We start from the raw sequence: 18608 nt of genomic DNA, 5'->3' as shown, positions 1-18608 counted from the left end.
GAAGCGGTTTTCCGTCCGGAATTGCGGGAGACCCTAAAGCCTCATATAGGCCGCCCGGCCATTGTTGAAGTCATCGACGAGAGGGGAGAACTTGTGGCTCCCCTCTTCGTGCATGATCAGAGGGGCGCGCAGCGACAGCCGCGCCCGCGATCCCTTGATAGTAGTCACCAGGATACGGACGGCGTTTTCACCCGGACGCGGGTGGATAGCGGTGATCTCGATGCCGCCGAAGCGCCGGCCACATGCGGCAACGATCTCGGCGATCGACTGGGGCCTGGCGATCAGCGACAATTGCCCGCCTGGGATCATGATGGCGCCGGCGGTGCGGATCCAGCTTTCGAACAGGCCGTCGGTCATCGCATGGGCTTCGGCCTTCAGCGCATCCGGCGTGCGCCGGTCGCCGGCGTCGTTAAAGGGCGGGTTCATGATGACGTGGTGGAAGCTTTCATCGGTGAGCCCGGCATCGTTGCGCGCCTTGGCGGTCAGCGTCACATCGGCCTCGACGACGCTGACGCGGCCCGCGACATGGGCATTGTCGGGCAAGAGGATGCTGCGGCGGGCATAATCGGCCATCTCGGCCGAGCGCTCGAAGAGCACAACCTGCGTATCGGCAAGCCGCGAGGCGACGGCAAGGCCGGCAGCACCGGCGCCGGCGCCGAGATCGGCAACCCTGACCGGGCGATCGTCGGCAACCAGAGCCGCAAGCAGCATCGCATCCATGCCGGAGCGATGGCCCCTGCCCTTCGGCTGCACCACATGGAAGGCGCCGCGATGAAAGGCATCGATGGTGTCAATGGGTTCCCCGGTCATCGGAGCTCACTTCCGCTCGCGCAACTCGCCGCCGAGACCGGCATCGGTGAGGATGCGGCGCGCCTGATCGGCCATCTCCTCATCCACCAGCAAGCGGCGCGACAGCATGCCGAGCGAGCCTTCCAGCACGCTCATGCCCTGGTCGGCGATGAAGCAGTGAATTCCCGCATCCTTCATCAAACTCTCGGCATAAGAGAGCAGAACGGGGTCGTTGGCGCGGATAAGCTCATGCATTTGCCGTCGTTTTCCTTCCAATTTCGCTCAGCGCGACAATTCACCCCTTGCCGCGTCCATCGCCCCTTTCTATTGTCAGGTGCAAAGAATGAACAGGAGTCCGGGTCGTTGGGCGTGGTCATACCGCTTGAAGAAAGCAAAAACAAACTGGCATCCATCAAGCCATTGGTCGATCTCACCAGGGCGGACATGGAGCGAGTAAACCAGCTCATTCTGTCCAAGGCCGGCTCCGATGTGCAGATGATCCCCGAAGTGGCGAACCATTTGATCTCGTCCGGCGGCAAGCGGCTGCGGCCGATGCTGACGCTGGCTTCCGCCTCACTGTTCGACTACAGGGGCGAAAACCACGTCAAGCTCGCCACATCGGTCGAGTTCATGCACACGGCGACGCTGCTGCATGACGACGTCGTCGACGAAAGCGATCTGCGCCGCAGCAAGCCGACGGCGCGGATGATCTGGGGCAACCAGGCAAGCGTGCTGGTCGGCGACTTCCTGCTCGGCCAGGCCTTCCGCATGATGGTCGATGTCGGTTCGCTCGATGCGCTCGACGTCTTGTCTTCCGCCGCCTGCGTGATCGCCGAAGGCGAAGTGCTGCAGCTTTCGGTCGCCAAGAACATGGAGACGACCGAGGACGATTATCTCTCCGTCATCCGCGCCAAGACCGCGGCTCTCTTTGCCGCTGCCGCCGAAGTCGGGCCGATCGTCGCAGAGGCCGGCCGCTCCGGCCGCAATGCGCTGAAATCCTACGGCATGAATCTGGGGCTGGCCTTCCAGCTCGTCGACGACGCGCTCGACTATGGCGGCAAGGCGGCCGATCTCGGCAAGAATGTCGGTGATGATTTCCGCGAAGGCAAGATCACCCTGCCGGTCATTCTCGCCTATCGCCGCGGCACCGAGGACGAGCGCGCCTTCTGGCGCGATGCGATCGAAGCCGGCAACAGCACCGACGCAAACCTCGAAAAAGCGCTGGGGCTGATCACCAAATATGGCACGCTCAGCGACACGATCGGCCGCGCGATCCATTACGGGACGATCGCACGGGACGCGCTTGCGCCCCTTCCGGATACGGTCTGGAAATCCGCCTTGATGGAAGTGATCGACTTCTGCATCGAGCGCGTCAATTGATCAAACGTCCTTGATCGCAGGCTGATTTTCTTGCAGCACCGCTTCAAAAAAGCCATCCTGTTATGAATCAGTGATCGCAACTTGTTTTGCGACCGGCACCATTGTCCGGGACGCTGTCGAAGAAAGGTTTCCTAATGCGGCAGAGACTTGCCATCCGTCTTCTTACGAGCGCAGCGCTTGCAGCTGTCCTTTCGCTGGGCGGTGTCGGCGGCGTGAACGCCGAGGATGCGGCCAAGGCAGACGATGCCGGCACGGCCGCTCACTTTGATGCCGATAGCGTGACCACTTTCTCCGGCGCCTTCCTCGCGGCGCGCACCGCCGATGTCGATCATGACTACGAAACGGCGATCGAGCTCTACAAGAAGGCGCTGCAGATCGAGCCCGGCAATCCCGAGATTCGCCAGCGGCTGATGATCTCGCTGCTGCTCAATGGCGACATCAAGGACGGCGTCAAATACGCCAACGACCTCAAGGGCGATCCTTCCGTCGAGCGCATCACCACGATCGTGCGCGGCATGGATGCCGTGCGCCGTGACGACTACAAGACCGCCGAGTCCATCCTGAAATATAAGGGGCCGAACGATCTCGACCGGATGATGAACGACCTGCTGCTCGCCTGGGCCCGCGTCGGCGCCGGCCGCGGCAAGGAAGCGCTCACCATGGTCGAGAAGATGAAGGGGCCGGACTGGTTCCGCATCTTCCAGAATTACAATGCCGGCGCGATCGCCATCGCCATCGGCGACGTGAAATCCGCCCGCCAGCATCTGAACGATGCCGTGCTCGACAAGGAAGGCGGAGCGACGGCGCCCGATACCTTCATGCGCGCCGTGATGGCGCTTGCTCGCCTCGAAGCAACACAGGGCAACAAGCAGAAGGCGCTCGACGCCGTTTCCGTCGGCGACAACCTGCTGCCGAACTATGCGCCGTTGAACGCGCTGCGCGACAGCGTCGAAAAGAACGAGAAGCAGGAACAGCAGGTCAAGACGGCCGAAGAAGGCGCTGCCGGTGTGCTCTTCTCCGTCGGCGGCGCGCTGAACCGCGACGGCGCCGAGGATATCGTCTCGCTTTACCTGCAGACGGCCAATGCGCTCGATCCGAACAGCGCCGATACTTTGGTGCTGCTCGGCGGCATTGCCGAGAAACAGAACCAGATGGACCGCGCCATCGCGCTCTACAAGAAGGTGCCGGAGAATTCGCCGATGCGGCGCATCTCCGAGCTGCAGCTCGGCCTTGCCCTTGCCCAGGGCGGCAAGGTGGATGAGGCGCGCAAGCACCTGCAGGCGCTGATCGCCTCCGACCCGAAGGACATCCGCAGTTACCTCGCCTATGGCAGCGTGCTCTCCGACGCCAAGGACTACGAGGCGATGGCCGCCAATTACGACAAGGCCGTCGAAGCGATCGGCCCCATTCCCGGCCGCGCCAACTGGAGCGTCTTCTTCCAGCGCGGCATCGCCTATGAGCGGCTGAAGAAGTGGGACCAGGCGGAACCGAACTTCCGCAAGGCGCTGGAGCTCAATCCCGACCAGCCGCAGGTGCTGAACTATCTCGGTTATTCCTGGATCGACATGAACCGGAACCTCGACGAAGGTCTCGGCATGATCAAGAAGGCCGTCGATCTTCGCCCTGACGACGGCTACATCATCGATTCGCTCGGCTGGGCTTATTTCCGCCTCAACCGCTTCGACGATGCCGTCGACGAGTTGGAGCGGGCCGCACAGATCAAGGCCGGCGACGCAACGATCAACGACCATCTCGGCGATGCCTACTGGCGCGTCGGGCGCAAGCTCGAGGCCGTCTACCAGTGGAACCGCGCGCTCAGCTCCGAGCCTGAAGCCGCCGAAATTCCGAGGATCAAGGACAAGGTCGCCAACGGCCTGCCTCCCGCCAGCGACGATGCCAAGGCGGCCGACAAGAAACAGCCGGATCCGGCACCCGTTATCCCGCCGCCGGTCGACAAGAAATCCTGACGGGCGGGACGTTTGCCTGAAGAGGGCCCTGAAGGGGGCTTGGCCGGTTCGAGATCAAAGAAATAGAGCATGATGTCGTCCGAGAACCGCTCAGACTTTTCGGCATCGTGCTCCAGCATCACCGAGGAAGCTCGCGCGAAAATCAACCTGGCCCTGCATGTGACGGGCCAGCGGCCGGATGGCTATCATCTACTCGATATGCTGGTGACCTTCGCAGATCATGGCGACCGGCTGGACTTCATGCGGTCGCCGACCGACGTATTCAGCCTGTCTGGCCGTTTCGGCGAGGTCCTTGCCGGCGATGCCGGCACCAACCTGGTGCTGAAGTCGCGCGATCTGCTGCGCGAGGCGATCGGCGCCCTCGCCTTCCCCGTCCGCATCCACTTGGAAAAGAACCTGCCCGTTGCCTCCGGCATCGGCGGCGGCTCGGCCGATGCGGCCGCGACGCTGCGTGGGCTGATGCGGCTCTGGGGCACGAGCTTGCCCGAGGAGGCGCTCGCAGCTCTCGCCCTGAAGCTCGGTGCCGACGTGCCGATGTGCCTTGCGAGCCGGCCGCTGATTGCCCGCGGCATCGGCGAAAAGATCGAACCCGTGCCGGAGCTGCCGGCCTTTGCCATGGTGCTCGCCAATCCGCTGAAGGGCGTCTCGACGCCCGAGGTTTTCCGCCGGCTGGCGACAAAGAACAATCCGGCCCTCAGCCTGGCTCCGAGCCCGCCTCAGACTGTCGACTGGCTGGCCGCGATTGCTGCTGCCCGCAACGACCTGGAGCCGCCGGCGCGCGAACTCGTGCCGGAGATTGCGGCGATCTCGGCGATGCTGCAGGTTCACGGCGCGCTTTTGACCCGCATGTCCGGTTCCGGCGCCACCTGTTTCGGCATCTTTGCGACCATGACTGACGCTGAAGATGCGGCGGCAGCTCTTCACGGCGCGCGGCCCGACTGGTATTTCCAGGCGACGGAAACCGTTTCGGGAGGCGTATGATGGCAGGTCTGGACGAAAAGCGGCCCTTCATCGCGGTCGGCATTGCGGTTCTGACGATCTCGGATACGCGCACGCCGGAGACGGACAAGTCAGGTGACACGCTGGCGGCGCGGATCACTGAGGCGGGCCACAGGCTGGTCGACCGGGGGATCGTGCCCGATGATCGCGCGGAGATTGCCGCGCGGGTAAAGGCCTGGACTGACAATAAAGACATAGACGTCGTCATCACCACCGGCGGCACCGGCTTTACCGGCCGCGATGTGACGCCCGAGGCGCTGGAGCCCTTGTTCGAAAAGCGGATGGACGGCTTTTCCGCCATCTTCCACCGGATCTCCTACGAGAAGATCGGCACGGCGACGATCCAGTCGCGCGCCACGGCGGGCGTTGCCAACTCCACCTTCATCTTCGTGCTGCCGGGCTCGCCCGGCGCCTGCCGGGATGCCTGGGACGGCATTCTGAAAGGACAGCTCGACTATCGCAGCGCGCCGTGCAATTTCGTCGAGATCATGCCGCGTCTGGACGAGCACCTGAAACGCGGCGCAACGAAGTAGGGCATGGTTGCCCCTGGCGCACCAGGGGCATTCACTATGTGGCCAGGCCCGGCAGGACGGGCATGGTGTCCCAGCTATCACCCGACAGCAGAACGCAGCTTATGCCGTGAACATCTGTGACGATGAGGGTCCAGGTGCCGCTTTCGGCGGCATAGACCTCAAGAATGGCGTTCTCGTTGATCAGTCCGACTGCCGTGAGCTTTTCGGCGAAGTTTTTGTCCAGGAAATTGACGATTTCGGGTCGGCCTGCGCAACTGCGCATCATCTGCGATGCTGCCGAATGCGGATGCGCGATCACCAATGTCGGCAATATGACGGCTATGAGGCCGTAGATCATACTGCGTACGCCGTAGATCCTACCGCGTGCCATGACGCACCTCCTTTCGCCGGGAACCCGGCAGAAGAGGAGATTTTCGCTGACCTGTTCTGCCGTTCACCGGCATTCCATGGCCATTCCGTTGCGAAGCGAGGCGCTTCGACGGCGCCATGTTTGAATTATAGCGCGAAATCCTATTGGGCGCCATCTTTTGCTCATGGAGAGGGTTGCGATACCTATCGCGCAGCGCGGGCAACCCAGGACGGAATGAGTTCGCTCGCGAGCTTGCGCGGCTTCTGGCCCTTGACGAATTCGGTAAGCCGCATGCCGCTTTTGGCGATGGCGAGCGCCTGCTTCTTCGGCAGGAGAAAGCCAAGTTCCAGCGGCGGCACAGCTCGGCCGACACGCTGGAAGAACGGGCGCCTATAGCCACGCGAAGCGGTGAAGCGCGCCGGCAGCTTGTTCAGCGCCACATATTCGGCAATCTCATCGATCCAGCCCGCCTGAGGTCTCGCGCCCGGCTCGACGAAGAGCAGCCATTCGCCGCGGGCGGAGCGGACGATGTCCTTGATATCCCATTGCGAATGGAAGCGGCAGCCGGCGGCATCGGCCACCCGCGAGGTGCCATCGCGCGAGCCGTGATCGAGCACGACCACATCGCTCACCAGCCCCTCCACCGCGCCTGCCACCAATACCGATAAGGTCTGCGCCAGCTCAGATTCCTGATCCTGACATTCGAGAACAACCGTCAACATTGACCATTTATAATGCGCCGCACAAATTTTTGCCAGCACCGTTTTCCTCATTTTGTTCTTGCATTGTTCTCGTTTTGCGGATAGGAATTTAATCAGCAAAACGGGCGGAAGCGATGGCTTTCCGCCACGGGAGAATCCGATGAGAGAGCAGTCCCTGGCAGGGCAGGCCGCATTCGCGCCTGCCAATACGGCAGATATTGCCGATGCGATGATCGTTTCCTCCGGTCTGAGAGTCGAGGTCGATCGGCGGCGTGGACGTGGGGCGGGACTGAACCCGACAGGTCGGTTCGAGGCGTTGCAGCGGGAGACCGTCGACGATGGCTGGCAGACGTGGGAAGAGCTGCCGCCCTTCAAGACCGAAGTGCAGGTCGAGAAGCCGCGCACGGCAATCACCCGCAACGAATCGCCGGACATTCCCTTCGACCGCTCGATCAATCCCTATCGCGGTTGCGAGCACGGCTGCATCTATTGTTTCGCCCGGCCGACACACGCCTATATGGGGCTTTCTGCAGGGCTCGATTTCGAGACGAAGCTTTTTGCCAAGCCCCATGCAGCAAAACTCCTGGAGCGGGAACTCGCCAAGCCCGGCTACAAGGTGCGGGTGATCGCGATCGGCACCAATACCGATCCCTATCAGCCGATCGAGAAGGAATGGCGCATCATGCGCGGCATTCTCGAGGTGTTGAACAAGGCGAACCATCCGGTATCGATCGTCACCAAGTCGGCGATGATCCTGCGTGATCTCGACATTCTGCAGGAGATGGCAGCTAAGAACCTGGTGCGCGTCGGCATCTCGGTGACCACGCTGGATCGCAAGCTTGCCCGGACGATGGAGCCGCGTGCCGCCACGCCGCCGCGGCGGCTGGAGACGATCCACACCCTGGCTGAAGCGGGCATCCAGACGGCTGTGATGGCCGCTCCGCTCATCCCGGCGCTGAACGACCACGAGCTGGAGCGCATCCTCGAATCGGCAAAGGCTGCTGGCGCCGTCGAGGCGAGCTATGTCATCCTCAGGCTGCCGCTCGAGGTCAGCCCGCTGTTTCGCGACTGGCTGCTGCAGCATTACCCTGATCGTTACCGGCATGTGATGTCGCTGGTGCGTTCGATGCGCGGCGGCAAGGATTATGATGCCGAATTCGGCAAGCGCATGAAGGGCGCCGGTCCCTATGCCTGGCAGATCGCCCGGCGCTTTGAAATGGCAGCCCGGCGTTTCGGCCTGACGCGACGCAGCATGCCGCTGCGCGACGATCTGTTCGTGCCGCCCGATGGCAGCGGCGTGCAGCTGTCGCTGCTCTAATATTTGTTTTTACGCAATTCCAGCAAAATCGCTTCGCGCTTTGCCTGGGGAAAACCGCGCCACACTTTTCCTGGAACTAGCTCTAACCTGTTACGCAATTCCGGACGGAATACCGCGCCACACTTTTCCTGGAATTGCTTCTAGCTTGCGCATCGGCTTCTCGACAAAACCGCCCTGTTTTCGAGTCCCGAGCGCAATTCCCGCGGATGGCCCTGACCGCCACCATCCGCCGGAGCGTCCCCGGCCGCCGCCCTGATCCGGGGACTTGCGGGAAATCGGGTTGGCGTGCGAGGTTCAGCCGCATGAAACCTCGCACGCCACCCGATTCTCCCCTGCTTTTCGACACGGTTCCGCTCGTGCCGGATTTTCGACTGGAACTCAAAGCCCGCAAGGCCGGTCACTGGCCGGTCGCCGGCGCCGACGAGGCGGGCCGCGGGCCGCTGGCGGGACCCGTCGTTGCTGCTGCCGTCATCCTCGATCCCCGGCGCATCCCTGAGGGTCTCAACGATTCCAAGCAGCTTTCGGCGCAACGGCGCGAGGAATTGTTCGTGCAGATTCTGGCGACTGCGACCGTCTCCATCGCCTCCTCCAGCTCGACGCGCATCGACGAGACTGACATTCGCAAGGCGAGCCTCGACGCCATGCGCCGGGCAATCTGCAGCCTCGCCATTCCGGCAAGCTATGTGCTGACCGACGGGCTCGACGTGCCGCCCGGCCTCGATTGCCCCGGACAGGCGGTGGTCAAGGGTGATGCCCGCTCGGTCTCGATCGCCGCCGCCTCGATCGTCGCCAAGGTGACGCGCGACCGGATGATGGCACGGGCGCATAATGTATTTCCGGATTACGGCTTTGCCGCACATGTGGGCTATGGCACGGCGCAGCACCGCGCCGGCATCGAGAGGCACGGCCCCTGTTCCCTGCACCGGATGAGCTTCAGACCGTTGCGAAAGACCGAGGATGGTCCTGAGACGGACGAGCTGCTTTCCGAATAGATTATTCAAAAAGTCCGGGATATGCCCGAGCTTGTCCCAATGCTGTCCGGTTTCACCCCGAAAGCAGCCCCTCGCCCTAACCCTCTCCCCGTAAACGGGGCGAGGGGACGTGCCCTGCGAGAGGTAGGCCGGGGACCGAGAAGCCCCGCGGCATATCCCTTCTCCCCGCCTGCCGGGAGAAGGTGGCGGCAGCCGGATGAGGGGCTGGCGCCGGGTGAGAGCACCGGACCGCAGTGGGTTTGCCCGAATATCTGCAGTCGGTTTATCTGCAGCAGATCCTCGGTACGAGACCGGGCAATCAACAAAAGAAAAGGCCGGGACATGCCCGGCCTTTCCTCTCAATCTTTTTCGAAACCGCTCAGTTCAGCCGCGTCTTGACCTGGCCGACGGCATTGCCGAAGAGCTCGGACTGGACCTTGGCGTCGGCCTGCTTGGCAAGCACGGTTTCAGCGGCCGCGATTGCGAGATCGACAGCGGCGGAACGCACCGCCTTCATCGCCTCGACCTCGGCCTGCTTGATCTTCTGCTCGGAGAGCGCCGTGCGGTTGGCGACGAATTCTTCCGTCTTCTTCTTCGCTTCGGCAGTCAACATTTCAGCTTCGCGTTCGGCGGCGGCAACGATGTGGGCCGCTTCGGCTTCCGCTTCCTTGCGCTTGCGCTGGTATTCGGCGAGCAGGTGCTGGGCCTCTTCGCGCAGGCGCTTGGCTTCGGCCAATTCGTTGCGGATCTGGTCGGCGCGGTCGTCGAGCGACCGTGCCATCATGCCCGGAACCTTCAGGTAAACGACCAGCGCCAGGAAGAGGACGAGGCCGACAAAGGCGAAGAAAGTCGCGTCAAAGAATTCCATCGATCAAGCCTCCTTCTTGGCAGCCGCGACGGCGGCGGCGACATCGGCCTTGGCGACGGTGCCGCCGATCAGCTGATCGACCACGGCAGCCGCCGTTTCCTCGGCAATGGTGCCGACGTCGGCGAAGGCCTTGGCCTTGATCTCGCCGATGCGAAGCTCGGCAGCCTTGATCTTTTCCGACAGGCTTGCCTCGACAGCGCGACGATCCTCTTCGGCCTTGGCCTTGGCGGCGTCGCGTGCGGCGGAGCCGATCGCGTTGGATTTGGCGCGGGCAGCGGCCAGTTCACCTTCATAGGTCTGGACGGCGGCGTCGGCTTCCGCCTTCAGGCGGCCTGCTTCTTCCAGATCCTGGGAGATGCGCGTGTGACGCTGATCGAGGATGGCCCCGATGCGCGGCGCGATGACCTTTTGCATGAGCAAATAGAAGACGCCGAACGTGATCACCAGCCAGAGCAGCTGGGACGCGAAGGTCGTCGAATCGAAAGGCGGGAAAGGGCCGCGGGCGTGTTCGCCTTCGGCAACACCAGTCTCGGTATGGACCTCGCCTGCGGCCGGAGCGGCGTGCGCATCCGTACCCGTCGCTGCCGCCGGTGCTTCCTCAGCGTAAGCCGGGGTCACAAAAAACATGCTCACCTCCAGGTGGACTGCAAATGCAAAGGATCACGGCTTGCGGTCGCAGGCCGTGATCCATCTATTCGCCGATATCAGACGGCGAAGAGGAGGAGGAGAGCGACGAGCAGCGAGAAGATGCCCAGAGCTTCCGTAACGGCGAAGCCGAATACCAGACGGCCGAACTGGCTGTCAGCGGCAGACGGATTGCGCAGTGCGCCGGAGAGGTAGCTGCCGAAAATATTGCCGAGGCCGAGAGCCGTACCGGCCATACCAAAGCAAGCCAGGCCTGCACCGATGTACTTTGCTGCTTCCGCTTCCATGTTGAACTCCTTTGAAATGGTTGTTGCGGCGAATGACTGACGCCCTTTGACGTCGATGTCGTTATCCTTAGTGCCCGCCCGGATGGATTGCGTCGTTGAGGTACATGCAAGTCAGTACCGCAAAGACATAAGCCTGAAGGAAGGCGACGAGGAACTCGAGACCGGTCAGGGCGACGGTCATGATGAGGGGAAGAACGGCGCCACCGACACCGACAGCACCGAGGGCTCCGAGCGAGGCGACGAAGCCTGCGAACACCTTCAGCGTGATGTGACCGGCGAGCATGTTCGCAAAAAGACGAACAGAGAGTGAAATCGGACGAGAGAGGAAGGAGATCATTTCGATCAAGACGACCAGCGGCAGCAGAGCGCCAGGCACCCCCGAGGGCACGAAGACCTTCAGGAAGTGGAAACCGTGCTTGTAGAAACCGTAGACGAGAACCGTGCCGATAACCAAGAGCGCGAGCGCGAAAGTGACGATGATCTGGCTGGTGACGGTGAAGAAATACGGGAACATACCGAGCAGGTTCGCCGTCAGAACGAAGGTGAAGAGCGAAAAGACCAGCGGGAAGAACTTCATTCCCTGCTTGCCCGCGCCTTCCTTCAGCATGTTGGCGATGAATTCATAGGACATTTCCGCGACCGACTGCGAACGGCCCGGCACGATGGCGCGGTTCGAGGTCGCGAAATAGAGGAAGCCTACGGCAACGGCAGCCGAAGCGGCCATGAAAAGCGATGCATTGGTGAACGAAAAATCAATTCCGCCGATTTCGATCGGCACAATCTTCTGGATCAGGAACTGATGAGTCGGATCGTTAGACACCGCTTGTTCTCTCTCTTTGGCCCGCAGGACGCGGGGTCATTGCACTGGACCGGAACCGGTCCTTATTTCTTGTCGTCCTTGTCGTCCAGGGGATGGGCCACCACCCCCGCAGAACGCAACACGTTCAGAACGCCGGCACAAAATCCGAGAAGCAGAAGAACAATCAAACCCCAAGGCGCCGTGCCAACAAAACGGTCGAGGACATAGCCAAGCAGAGCACCGACGACGATTGCGGAAATGAACTCGCTGGAAAGCTTCATCGCCTGGGCATAACCTTTGCGGCTTACCTCGGCGCGGGCTTCCCTAGCCTCGTCCTCTCCCGTCTCGACGCGCTTGGTCGCGAGTTTCGCTCCCAATTGCGCACGGCGCTTTTCAAGACTTTCCTCGCGGTCGTCCGCCATGGATCTCTCCTCGCCTGTCCGTCGCCCGCACTCCCGCTACCCCGGTCATTCGGACCCCGGACGCGAAGGTTGAGACCCTTCCGGCCCGTTCTGAAGTCGCGCGCAACATAGTTTTAGGGATTAGCATAGTCAAGGCGTAGACAGCTTCTGTCCAGCGAGAAAATAATTCCATCAAATCAAAGAGATAAATCGACTCTGGGTCGATCGCGCAAATTCGACGGAAAGAATCCGCTTTTCCGGGCCGGAAATCGGCTTGCCCCAGCGATTTATCTCAACTCCAGCCGCCGCCATAGGTGCGATAGAAGACATGAAGACCAATGCGGCCGACCTTTTCCATGGTCTTTGCCCATTTCGGTCTGACATAGACGGCATGGTAATGCGTCGCCGAGCCCACCTGCGGCAGCCAGATCTTGCCTGATGTCACGGCCATCGCCACATCGCGGGCGACTCGCCAGTGATATTCCGAGTTCACTCTGTCCTTGATGCTGTCGCAGGCGAAGGAAAACTGGCAGCGGTTGCGCCAATCCTCGTTCTGGTAGACGACGCCGCAGATGGTCTTGGGATAGGAAGGATTGCGGACGCGGTTGAGGATGACCTGGGCGACGGCCGCCTGGCCCTTCACCGATTCTCCCCGCGCCTCGAAATAGATGCCGGAGGCAAGGCACTGCTGTTCGCGGGCGGAAAAGACGCTCGGCGCCAGCACACTCGCGGCCCAGGCATGATCGCGCGGGCCGATCTGCGGAACGAAGCGGCCGCTGTCCTGTTCGGCCAGGATCGAATCGAAGGGCGATTGGCGGGCATAGTCAGGTGCTGCCGGTGCATAGGCCGTGGCCAGCACATCGGCCTTGTTGCTGGTGACGAGGCTTGCGAGCATTGCCGGCACGCCATTATCGGTCACAACAGGCTGCGTCTTATAGAAAGATGTGGCGATCTGGATTTCCTTGCCCTGGATCTTCGGCTTGACGAAGGCCGACCTGTCCTTGAGATCGAAGCTCGGGGTGAAGAGCATCTTGGTGCGCTCGAGGATCGAGCCGGCGGAAAAGTCCTTCGGCGGCTGCATCTTCTCGACGGCGACGACGCGGCCCTTCTTGGTGCTGCGATTGACGCGATCCTCGTCCGGCGTGTCCTCGTGGCCCCTATCCTTGGCAGTGCCCTTGTCCTTGGCGGTAAAAGCGACCTTGCGGCCATCGGGCAGCACCATGCCGGCACCGGCGGAGATCGAACCCGTCACCATCGGCTCGGCGAAGGCGAGTTCGGCCTGGTGGATAGAGCCGGCCGGCGAATTGGTCAGCACCATGCGCCAGTTCTCACCCTCATGATCGAGGCCGGCGAGCATGGCGGCCAGATCGGCATGAGATGCGACGCTCGGGAAAATCAGCCAGCCGGCAAGACCGAAGATTACGGGCGACACCCAATTCTCGGGAATGAGACGCAGCTTGCTACGGGAAGGGCTCTTTCGACGCAACACGGACTCCGGGCATGGAACGCGGGAACATTCCATTGAAAATCTCGCATTAACCTTGACGTCCGGTTAACAGGCCGTGCCGGAATGTGACCGTGAGAATTCTTGGATATTCTAATGTGGTGGATAATTTCGTGGGATGAGGTGTGTCGCAGCCTTGTGAAAGGCCCCTCCCCAACCCTCCCCACAAGGGGGAGGGGCTCAGCGCGGCACCGCCTCGCTTATTCTGAAATGTCGAAAAGCTGGCAGACGGCGCAACAGGTTAAGCCCCTCCCCCTTGTGGGGAGGGGTTTGGGGCGGGGTCTTTGCCCCTCTCATCAAATAATAACGTGCGAGCCCAGTTCCACCACGCGGTTGGCCGGCAGGCGGAAGTAATCCGAGGGGTTGGCGGCGGCGTTGGCGAGGGCGATGTAGAGCCGGTCCTGCCAATAGGGCATGCCGGACTTGGCGTCCGGCACCAGCTTGCGGCGGCCAAGATAGAAGGAGGTCGACATGATGTCGAACTTCAGTCCTGTCTTGCGCAACGTCGCCAGGGCCTGCGAGACGTTCTGCGATTCCATGAAGCCGAACAGCAGCTCGACGCGGGAGAAACGCTCGGAAATCTGCTCGACCCTGTAGCGGTCGTGGCTTGGGACGCGCGGCTTGTTGATCGTGCGGATCGTCAGGATGACGTTGCGGTCGTGAAGCACATGGTTGTGCTTGAGATTGTGCAGCAAGGCGGCAGGGGCGGATTCCGGGTCGCTGGTCAGGAAGATCGCCGTGCCCGGGACCTGGGCCGGCGAATGTTCGCTCTTGCGCTCGATCGAGCTGACGAAGGAGGCGAGCGGAATATCGGTGTGGCGGGTCTTTTCCATCAGGATCGCTGTGCCGCGACGCCAGGTCCACATGACGACGGTAAAGGCGGTGGCGATCATGATCGGGATATAGCCGCCGTCGTGGATCTTCAAAAGGTTGGCGCCGAGGAAGATCATTTCGAGCACGACCAGCGGTGCAAGCGCGATCACCGCGACGGGAAGCGACCAGTTCCAGCGGGCGCGGACGAATTCGAAGGCCATGATCGAGGTGACGACCATGGCGCCGGTGACGGAGATGCCATAGGCGGTCGCCAGCGCGTCCGAAGTCTTGAAACTCAAGACCAGGAAGATGACGCCGATAAATAGCACGGCATTGACCGAAGGCACGAAGATCTGCCCGGTATTGGTTTCCGAAGTAAAGAGGATTTCCATGCGCGGCAGGAAGCCGAGGTTGATGCCCTGGCGCACCATCGAGAAGGCGCCGGTGATCACAGCCTGGCTGGCGATGATCGTCGCGGCGGTCGCCAGGATGACGACCGGCAGCAGCGCCCATTTCGGATACATTAGATAGAAGGGATCGGACATCGTCGCCGGATTGCCGAGAACGAGGGCGCCCTGCCCGAGATAGTTCAGCGTCAGCGCCGGGAAAACCAGCAGGAACCAGGCCCACTGGATCGGGCGGCGGCCGAAATGGCCGAGATCGGCGTAGAGCGCCTCGGCGCCGGTCACCGTCAGGAAGACGGCGCCGAGCACGACGACGCCGTAGAAGCCTTCATGCAGCAGGAAGCTGACGGCATAATAGGGGTTGAAGGCGGCCAGGATGCCGTAATCATCCGAGATATGGGAAATGCCGGCGGCGGCCATGACGAGGAACCAGACGGCGGTGATCGGGCCGAAGAACTTCGCGACGGCGCCGGTGCCGCGCGATTGCACGACGAAGAGCAGCGCCAGGATCACCACCGAGATCGGCACGATATATTCCGCGAGGCTGGGTGTGACGAGCTTCAGGCCCTCGACGGCCGACAGCACTGATAGAGCCGGCGTGATCATCGCATCGCCGAGGAAGAGAGCCGCACCCATCAGGCCGAGCAGCATCAGGATGGCGGTATGGCCGTTGGCGGTCTTCATCAGCAGGGCAAGCAGCGACAGCGTGCCGCCCTCGCCGTCGTTGTCGGCGCGCAGCAGGAAGAGCACATATTTGATGGTGACGATGATCGTCAGCGCCCAGATCATCAGCGAGATCAGGCTGATGACTTCAAAACGGGTGACGCCGTCATGGGCCACCGGCTTCAGCGCCTCGCGAAAGGCATAGAGCGGGCTGGTACCGATATCGCCGTAGACGACACCGACGGAACCCAGCGCGAGATAGAACAGCTTTCGCGGCGTCATATGGCTTTCGTTCGGATGGCTCTCTTCGGACATGAAGTTGCAACAGGCTCCTTAGAGCCAGCCTTTCCAGCGGAAAAAGAAGAAGGGGATGACGGCGGATATCACCATCAGGGCCAGCGAATAGGGATAACCCGCGACCCAGGTCAGCTCCGGCATGATCTGAAAGTTCATACCATAGATGGAGGCGACCAATGTCGGCGGCAAGAACACCACCGAGGCAATCGAGAAAATCTTGATGATCGAGTTCTGCTCGATGTTGATCAGGCCGAGCGAAGCATCGAGCAGGAAGGTGATGTTGGCGGCAACGAAGGAAGCATGCTCCGACAGCGACTGGATATCGCGCGAGACGGTGCGGCAGAGCTCCTTCGCCTCGCGGTCCTGCTGGATCGCCGGGATCGTGTGAAAGAACGTCAGCAGGCGGGCAAGCGAACCGAGACTGTCGCGCACCTTGCTGATCATCCTGTGATGGCCGGCAATATCGCGCAGCTTCTCCTCGAGATAGTTCGAGGGCTTGCGCACCTTCCTTGCCCGATCGCCGAAGACATGCGTCGACAAGATGTCGAGGCGCGAGACGGAGATTTCGAGGATCTCGGCGGTGCGATCGACGATCGTCTCCAAGAGCTTGGCGAGAAGGGCGGCACCACTGCGCCAGTTTTCCGGCAGCCGGTGGAGGGCGGCAATGAACAGCGCAAAGGATTTCGGATGGGCGTAGCGAATGGTGACCAGGCGGTTTCCGGCCAGTATGAAGGCGACATCGGTCAGCGTCGGCACGTCGGTGTCAGCCTTCCAGAGCAGCGAGGCGGTCATGAAGACGGCATCGTTTTCGACATAGAGGCGGGCGGAAGGCTCGATATCCTTGAGATCGTCGCGAGTCGGGACCTCGATGCCGAGAATCTTCTCGACATAGAGCTCCTCATCGCGGGTCGGCTCGATCATGTCGATCCAGACGACATCCTCGGGAAAGGATGCGGCATGCGACAGATCGCGAATCTCGACCGACTTGCAATTGGAACAGTAGGCGGTAATCACCGGTAGTCTCTCCGGCTGCATCCAACCTCAAAGGCCGGCATGCGCACTGTGCTCAACCGCATCGCAGTTCCCAATCCTTCGATCGACAAGACAACTCCGAACTTGCAGGCGGGCGGCCTCTTCGAAACGAAGACGACCGTCATTGAGCATCTGCAGCAAAACGCCATCATGGCGCCGCGGCATATGAAGCAAAGCCGTGAAATAATCAAGACATCTTCCGTGAAGCGCGGCTTTTCACCACGTTTCCCCCACAATTTGGGGTATCCGCCGCGGCGATTCGGCTCGCTAAAGCACCTCGTCTCGACGCGCTTTAACCGCTGCACGCTTCCGGGCGACATTCATTTTGTTTTATACATGCCGTTATCCCGGCACCGCTGCACACTTCCGGGCGACATGCATTTTGTTTTATGCAGGCCGTTATCCCGGAACCGCTGCACACTTCCGGGCGACATGCATTTTGTTTATGCAGGCCGTTATCCCGAAACCGCTGCACACTTCCGGGCGACATGCATTATTCGAAGACGATCGTCGGTGCCGGGCGCTGGGACTGGCCGGCGACCTGCTCCCAGACCTTGGCGGCGATGCCGCGATAGATGCCGGCGACGACGCCGTTCGGCTCGGAGGCGACGAGCGGCGTGCCGGCGTCGGAGGTTTCGCGGATGTTCATCGTCAGCGGCACTTCGCCGAGGAAGGGCACGCCGATGCGCTCGGCCTCCCTGCGGGCGCCGCCATGGCCGAAGATGTCGTAGCGGGTGCCGGTATCAGGAGCGATGAAATAGCTCATGTTCTCGACGATGCCGAGCACCGGCACCTCGACCTTGCGGAACATGTTGAGGCCCTTGCGGGCATCGATCAGAGCGAGATCCTGCGGCGTCGAGACGATGACGGCGCCGGCAAGCGGCACCTGTTGGGCCATGGTCAATTGCGCGTCGCCAGTGCCGGGCGGCATGTCGACGACGAGCACATCGAGTTCGCCCCAGGCGACTTCGCGCAGCATCTGCAGCAGCGCCGACTGGACCATCGGCCCGCGCCAGATCATCGCCGTCTCTTCGTCGACAAGGAAGCCCATCGACATGACCTTGAGGCCATAATTCTCCATCGGATTGATGATGCGGCCATCGATCTGCGTCGGGCGGCCGGATATCTTCAGCAACCGCGGCATCGAGGGGCCATAGATATCGGCATCAAGAATGCCGACACGAAGACCGTTGGCGAGCAGGCCGAGTGCGAGATTGACGGCGGTGGTCGACTTGCCAACCCCACCCTTGCCCGAGGCGACGGCGATGATGGCGCCGATGCCGGGCACACCGATCTTGCCGGCGCGCGGCGGCTGTTGAGGGGCGTGGGCATGGCTCCCATGATCGTGGCCGGCATGGCCGTGCGGCGGGTTCGGCGCAGGGCGGGCAGCCGGCGCGGCGGCGGCCGCCTTCTTGTCCGCCGTCAGTGTGACGAGGGCGCCTTTGACGCCCGGCATTTCCTTGATGACGCGCTCGGCGGCGAGCCGCATCGGCTCCAGCTCCTTGGCGCGGTCGGCCGGGACGGTGATGGAGAAATAAACCTTGCCGTCGGAGATGAAGACGTCGGAGACCATGCCGAGCTCGACGATATCGTGCTCGAGATCTGGTCCACGCACGGTCTTCAGCGTTTCGAGAACCTGTTCCTTGGTGACGTCGGTCATTCCACCCTCACTGCTTCTTCTTGCAGACTACGGCGCCGCGCGTCTTTCAAGACGCGCAAAGGACGCTGTAGCACTTTGAATTGCTGCATGATTTCAGCCCTGATCGATTCCGATCAAGGCTGAAATCATGCAGTAGAGATAGTGGAGACGGAAGCCTTCGCCAAACAAAATCATCGGAAGGAAAATCGATTGCCGGCTTGCTAGGAAGAGCGCTGGCCAAAAGAGCGC

Annotated in this window: 19 protein-coding genes; 6 read left to right on the top strand and 13 right to left on the bottom strand. The window is 61.8% G+C overall.

Going from position 1 to position 18608, the window contains the following annotated elements:
• Positions 1-33: 33 nt before the first annotated feature.
• Positions 34-810 (bottom strand): tRNA1(Val) (adenine(37)-N6)-methyltransferase, encoded by a 777-nt coding sequence (locus CUJ84_RS02865; RefSeq protein WP_105005106.1) that lies wholly within the window; start codon positions 808-810, stop codon positions 34-36.
• Positions 811-816: 6 nt separating this feature from the next.
• Entirely contained in the window at positions 817-1044 is a 228-nt protein-coding gene (locus CUJ84_RS02860; protein ID WP_003545870.1) for a DUF2007 domain-containing protein, read from the bottom strand.
• Positions 1045-1152: 108 nt separating this feature from the next.
• On the opposite strand from CUJ84_RS02860, the gene CUJ84_RS02855 reads away from it, so the two are divergent.
• From CUJ84_RS02855 to moaB, 4 genes are all read left to right on the top strand, one after another.
• Positions 1153-2169 (top strand): polyprenyl synthetase family protein, encoded by a 1017-nt coding sequence (locus CUJ84_RS02855; RefSeq protein ID WP_018245017.1) that lies wholly within the window; start codon positions 1153-1155, stop codon positions 2167-2169.
• A gap of 134 nt (positions 2170-2303) precedes the next feature.
• Complete coding sequence (locus CUJ84_RS02850; protein WP_105005105.1) at positions 2304-4136, top strand: tetratricopeptide repeat protein; 1833 nt, start codon at positions 2304-2306, stop codon at positions 4134-4136.
• Between the two features lie 69 nt (positions 4137-4205).
• The gene (locus tag CUJ84_RS02845) at positions 4206-5117 is read left to right on the top strand and encodes a 4-(cytidine 5'-diphospho)-2-C-methyl-D-erythritol kinase (RefSeq protein WP_105005104.1); all 912 of its coding nucleotides are present in this window, start codon (positions 4206-4208) and stop codon (positions 5115-5117) included.
• On the top strand, positions 5117-5668 hold the full coding sequence (moaB, locus tag CUJ84_RS02840; protein ID WP_105008067.1) for a molybdenum cofactor biosynthesis protein B: 552 nt from the start codon (positions 5117-5119) through the stop codon (positions 5666-5668). Before CUJ84_RS02845 ends, moaB begins: the two co-directional genes overlap by 1 nt.
• A gap of 34 nt (positions 5669-5702) precedes the next feature.
• On the opposite strand, the gene CUJ84_RS02835 is transcribed toward moaB, so the two are convergent.
• Both CUJ84_RS02835 and CUJ84_RS02830 read right to left on the bottom strand, forming a co-directional pair.
• Positions 5703-6038 (bottom strand): hypothetical protein, encoded by a 336-nt coding sequence (locus tag CUJ84_RS02835; RefSeq protein ID WP_012756247.1) that lies wholly within the window; start codon positions 6036-6038, stop codon positions 5703-5705.
• Between the two features lie 182 nt (positions 6039-6220).
• Positions 6221-6739: a glycosyltransferase family 2 protein gene (locus CUJ84_RS02830; protein ID WP_018245012.1), complete on the bottom strand. Its 519-nt coding sequence runs from the start codon at positions 6737-6739 to the stop codon at positions 6221-6223.
• A gap of 139 nt (positions 6740-6878) precedes the next feature.
• Here CUJ84_RS02830 and CUJ84_RS02825 point away from each other — a divergent pair, with 139 nt between their 5' ends.
• Positions 6879-8036 (top strand): PA0069 family radical SAM protein, encoded by a 1158-nt coding sequence (locus CUJ84_RS02825; RefSeq protein WP_105005103.1) that lies wholly within the window; start codon positions 6879-6881, stop codon positions 8034-8036.
• Between the two features lie 302 nt (positions 8037-8338).
• On the top strand, positions 8339-9028 hold the full coding sequence (locus tag CUJ84_RS02820) for a ribonuclease HII (protein ID WP_105005102.1): 690 nt from the start codon (positions 8339-8341) through the stop codon (positions 9026-9028).
• Between the two features lie 358 nt (positions 9029-9386).
• Here CUJ84_RS02820 and CUJ84_RS02815 read toward each other — a convergent pair whose 3' ends face one another.
• From CUJ84_RS02815 to CUJ84_RS02770, 9 genes are all read right to left on the bottom strand, one after another.
• Positions 9387-9875, bottom strand: coding sequence for a F0F1 ATP synthase subunit B (locus CUJ84_RS02815; RefSeq protein ID WP_105005101.1), 489 nt, complete (start codon positions 9873-9875; stop codon positions 9387-9389).
• Positions 9876-9878: 3 nt separating this feature from the next.
• A complete protein-coding gene (locus CUJ84_RS02810; protein WP_105005100.1) occupies positions 9879-10502 on the bottom strand; it encodes a F0F1 ATP synthase subunit B in 624 nt (207 codons plus the stop codon).
• Between the two features lie 77 nt (positions 10503-10579).
• Positions 10580-10807 (bottom strand): F0F1 ATP synthase subunit C, encoded by a 228-nt coding sequence (locus CUJ84_RS02805; RefSeq protein WP_003545854.1) that lies wholly within the window; start codon positions 10805-10807, stop codon positions 10580-10582.
• A 67-nt stretch (positions 10808-10874) separates the two neighbouring features.
• Positions 10875-11627 carry a F0F1 ATP synthase subunit A gene (locus CUJ84_RS02800; RefSeq protein ID WP_003556903.1) on the bottom strand — a complete coding sequence of 251 codons (753 nt, stop codon included), beginning with the start codon at positions 11625-11627 and terminating at the stop codon, positions 10875-10877.
• A gap of 62 nt (positions 11628-11689) precedes the next feature.
• Positions 11690-12028 carry an AtpZ/AtpI family protein gene (locus tag CUJ84_RS02795; RefSeq protein WP_062943422.1) on the bottom strand — a complete coding sequence of 113 codons (339 nt, stop codon included), beginning with the start codon at positions 12026-12028 and terminating at the stop codon, positions 11690-11692.
• Positions 12029-12299: 271 nt separating this feature from the next.
• Complete coding sequence (locus CUJ84_RS02790) at positions 12300-13529, bottom strand: cell wall hydrolase (protein ID WP_105005099.1); 1230 nt, start codon at positions 13527-13529, stop codon at positions 12300-12302.
• A 278-nt stretch (positions 13530-13807) separates the two neighbouring features.
• On the bottom strand, positions 13808-15706 hold the full coding sequence (locus CUJ84_RS02785) for a potassium transporter Kup (protein WP_105005098.1): 1899 nt from the start codon (positions 15704-15706) through the stop codon (positions 13808-13810).
• An 18-nt stretch (positions 15707-15724) separates the two neighbouring features.
• Positions 15725-16702, bottom strand: coding sequence for a magnesium transporter CorA family protein (locus tag CUJ84_RS02780; RefSeq protein ID WP_018449361.1), 978 nt, complete (start codon positions 16700-16702; stop codon positions 15725-15727).
• Positions 16703-17213: 511 nt separating this feature from the next.
• Positions 17214-18380: an Mrp/NBP35 family ATP-binding protein gene (locus CUJ84_RS02770; RefSeq protein WP_027685805.1), complete on the bottom strand. Its 1167-nt coding sequence runs from the start codon at positions 18378-18380 to the stop codon at positions 17214-17216.
• Positions 18381-18608: the final 228 nt, after the last annotated feature.

Source organism: Rhizobium leguminosarum, assembly GCF_002953715.1.
GTDB lineage: Bacteria > Pseudomonadota > Alphaproteobacteria > Rhizobiales > Rhizobiaceae > Rhizobium > Rhizobium leguminosarum_V.
Note: the sequence above shows the minus strand (reverse complement) of the source record. Positions and strands in the feature narration are given on the sequence as shown.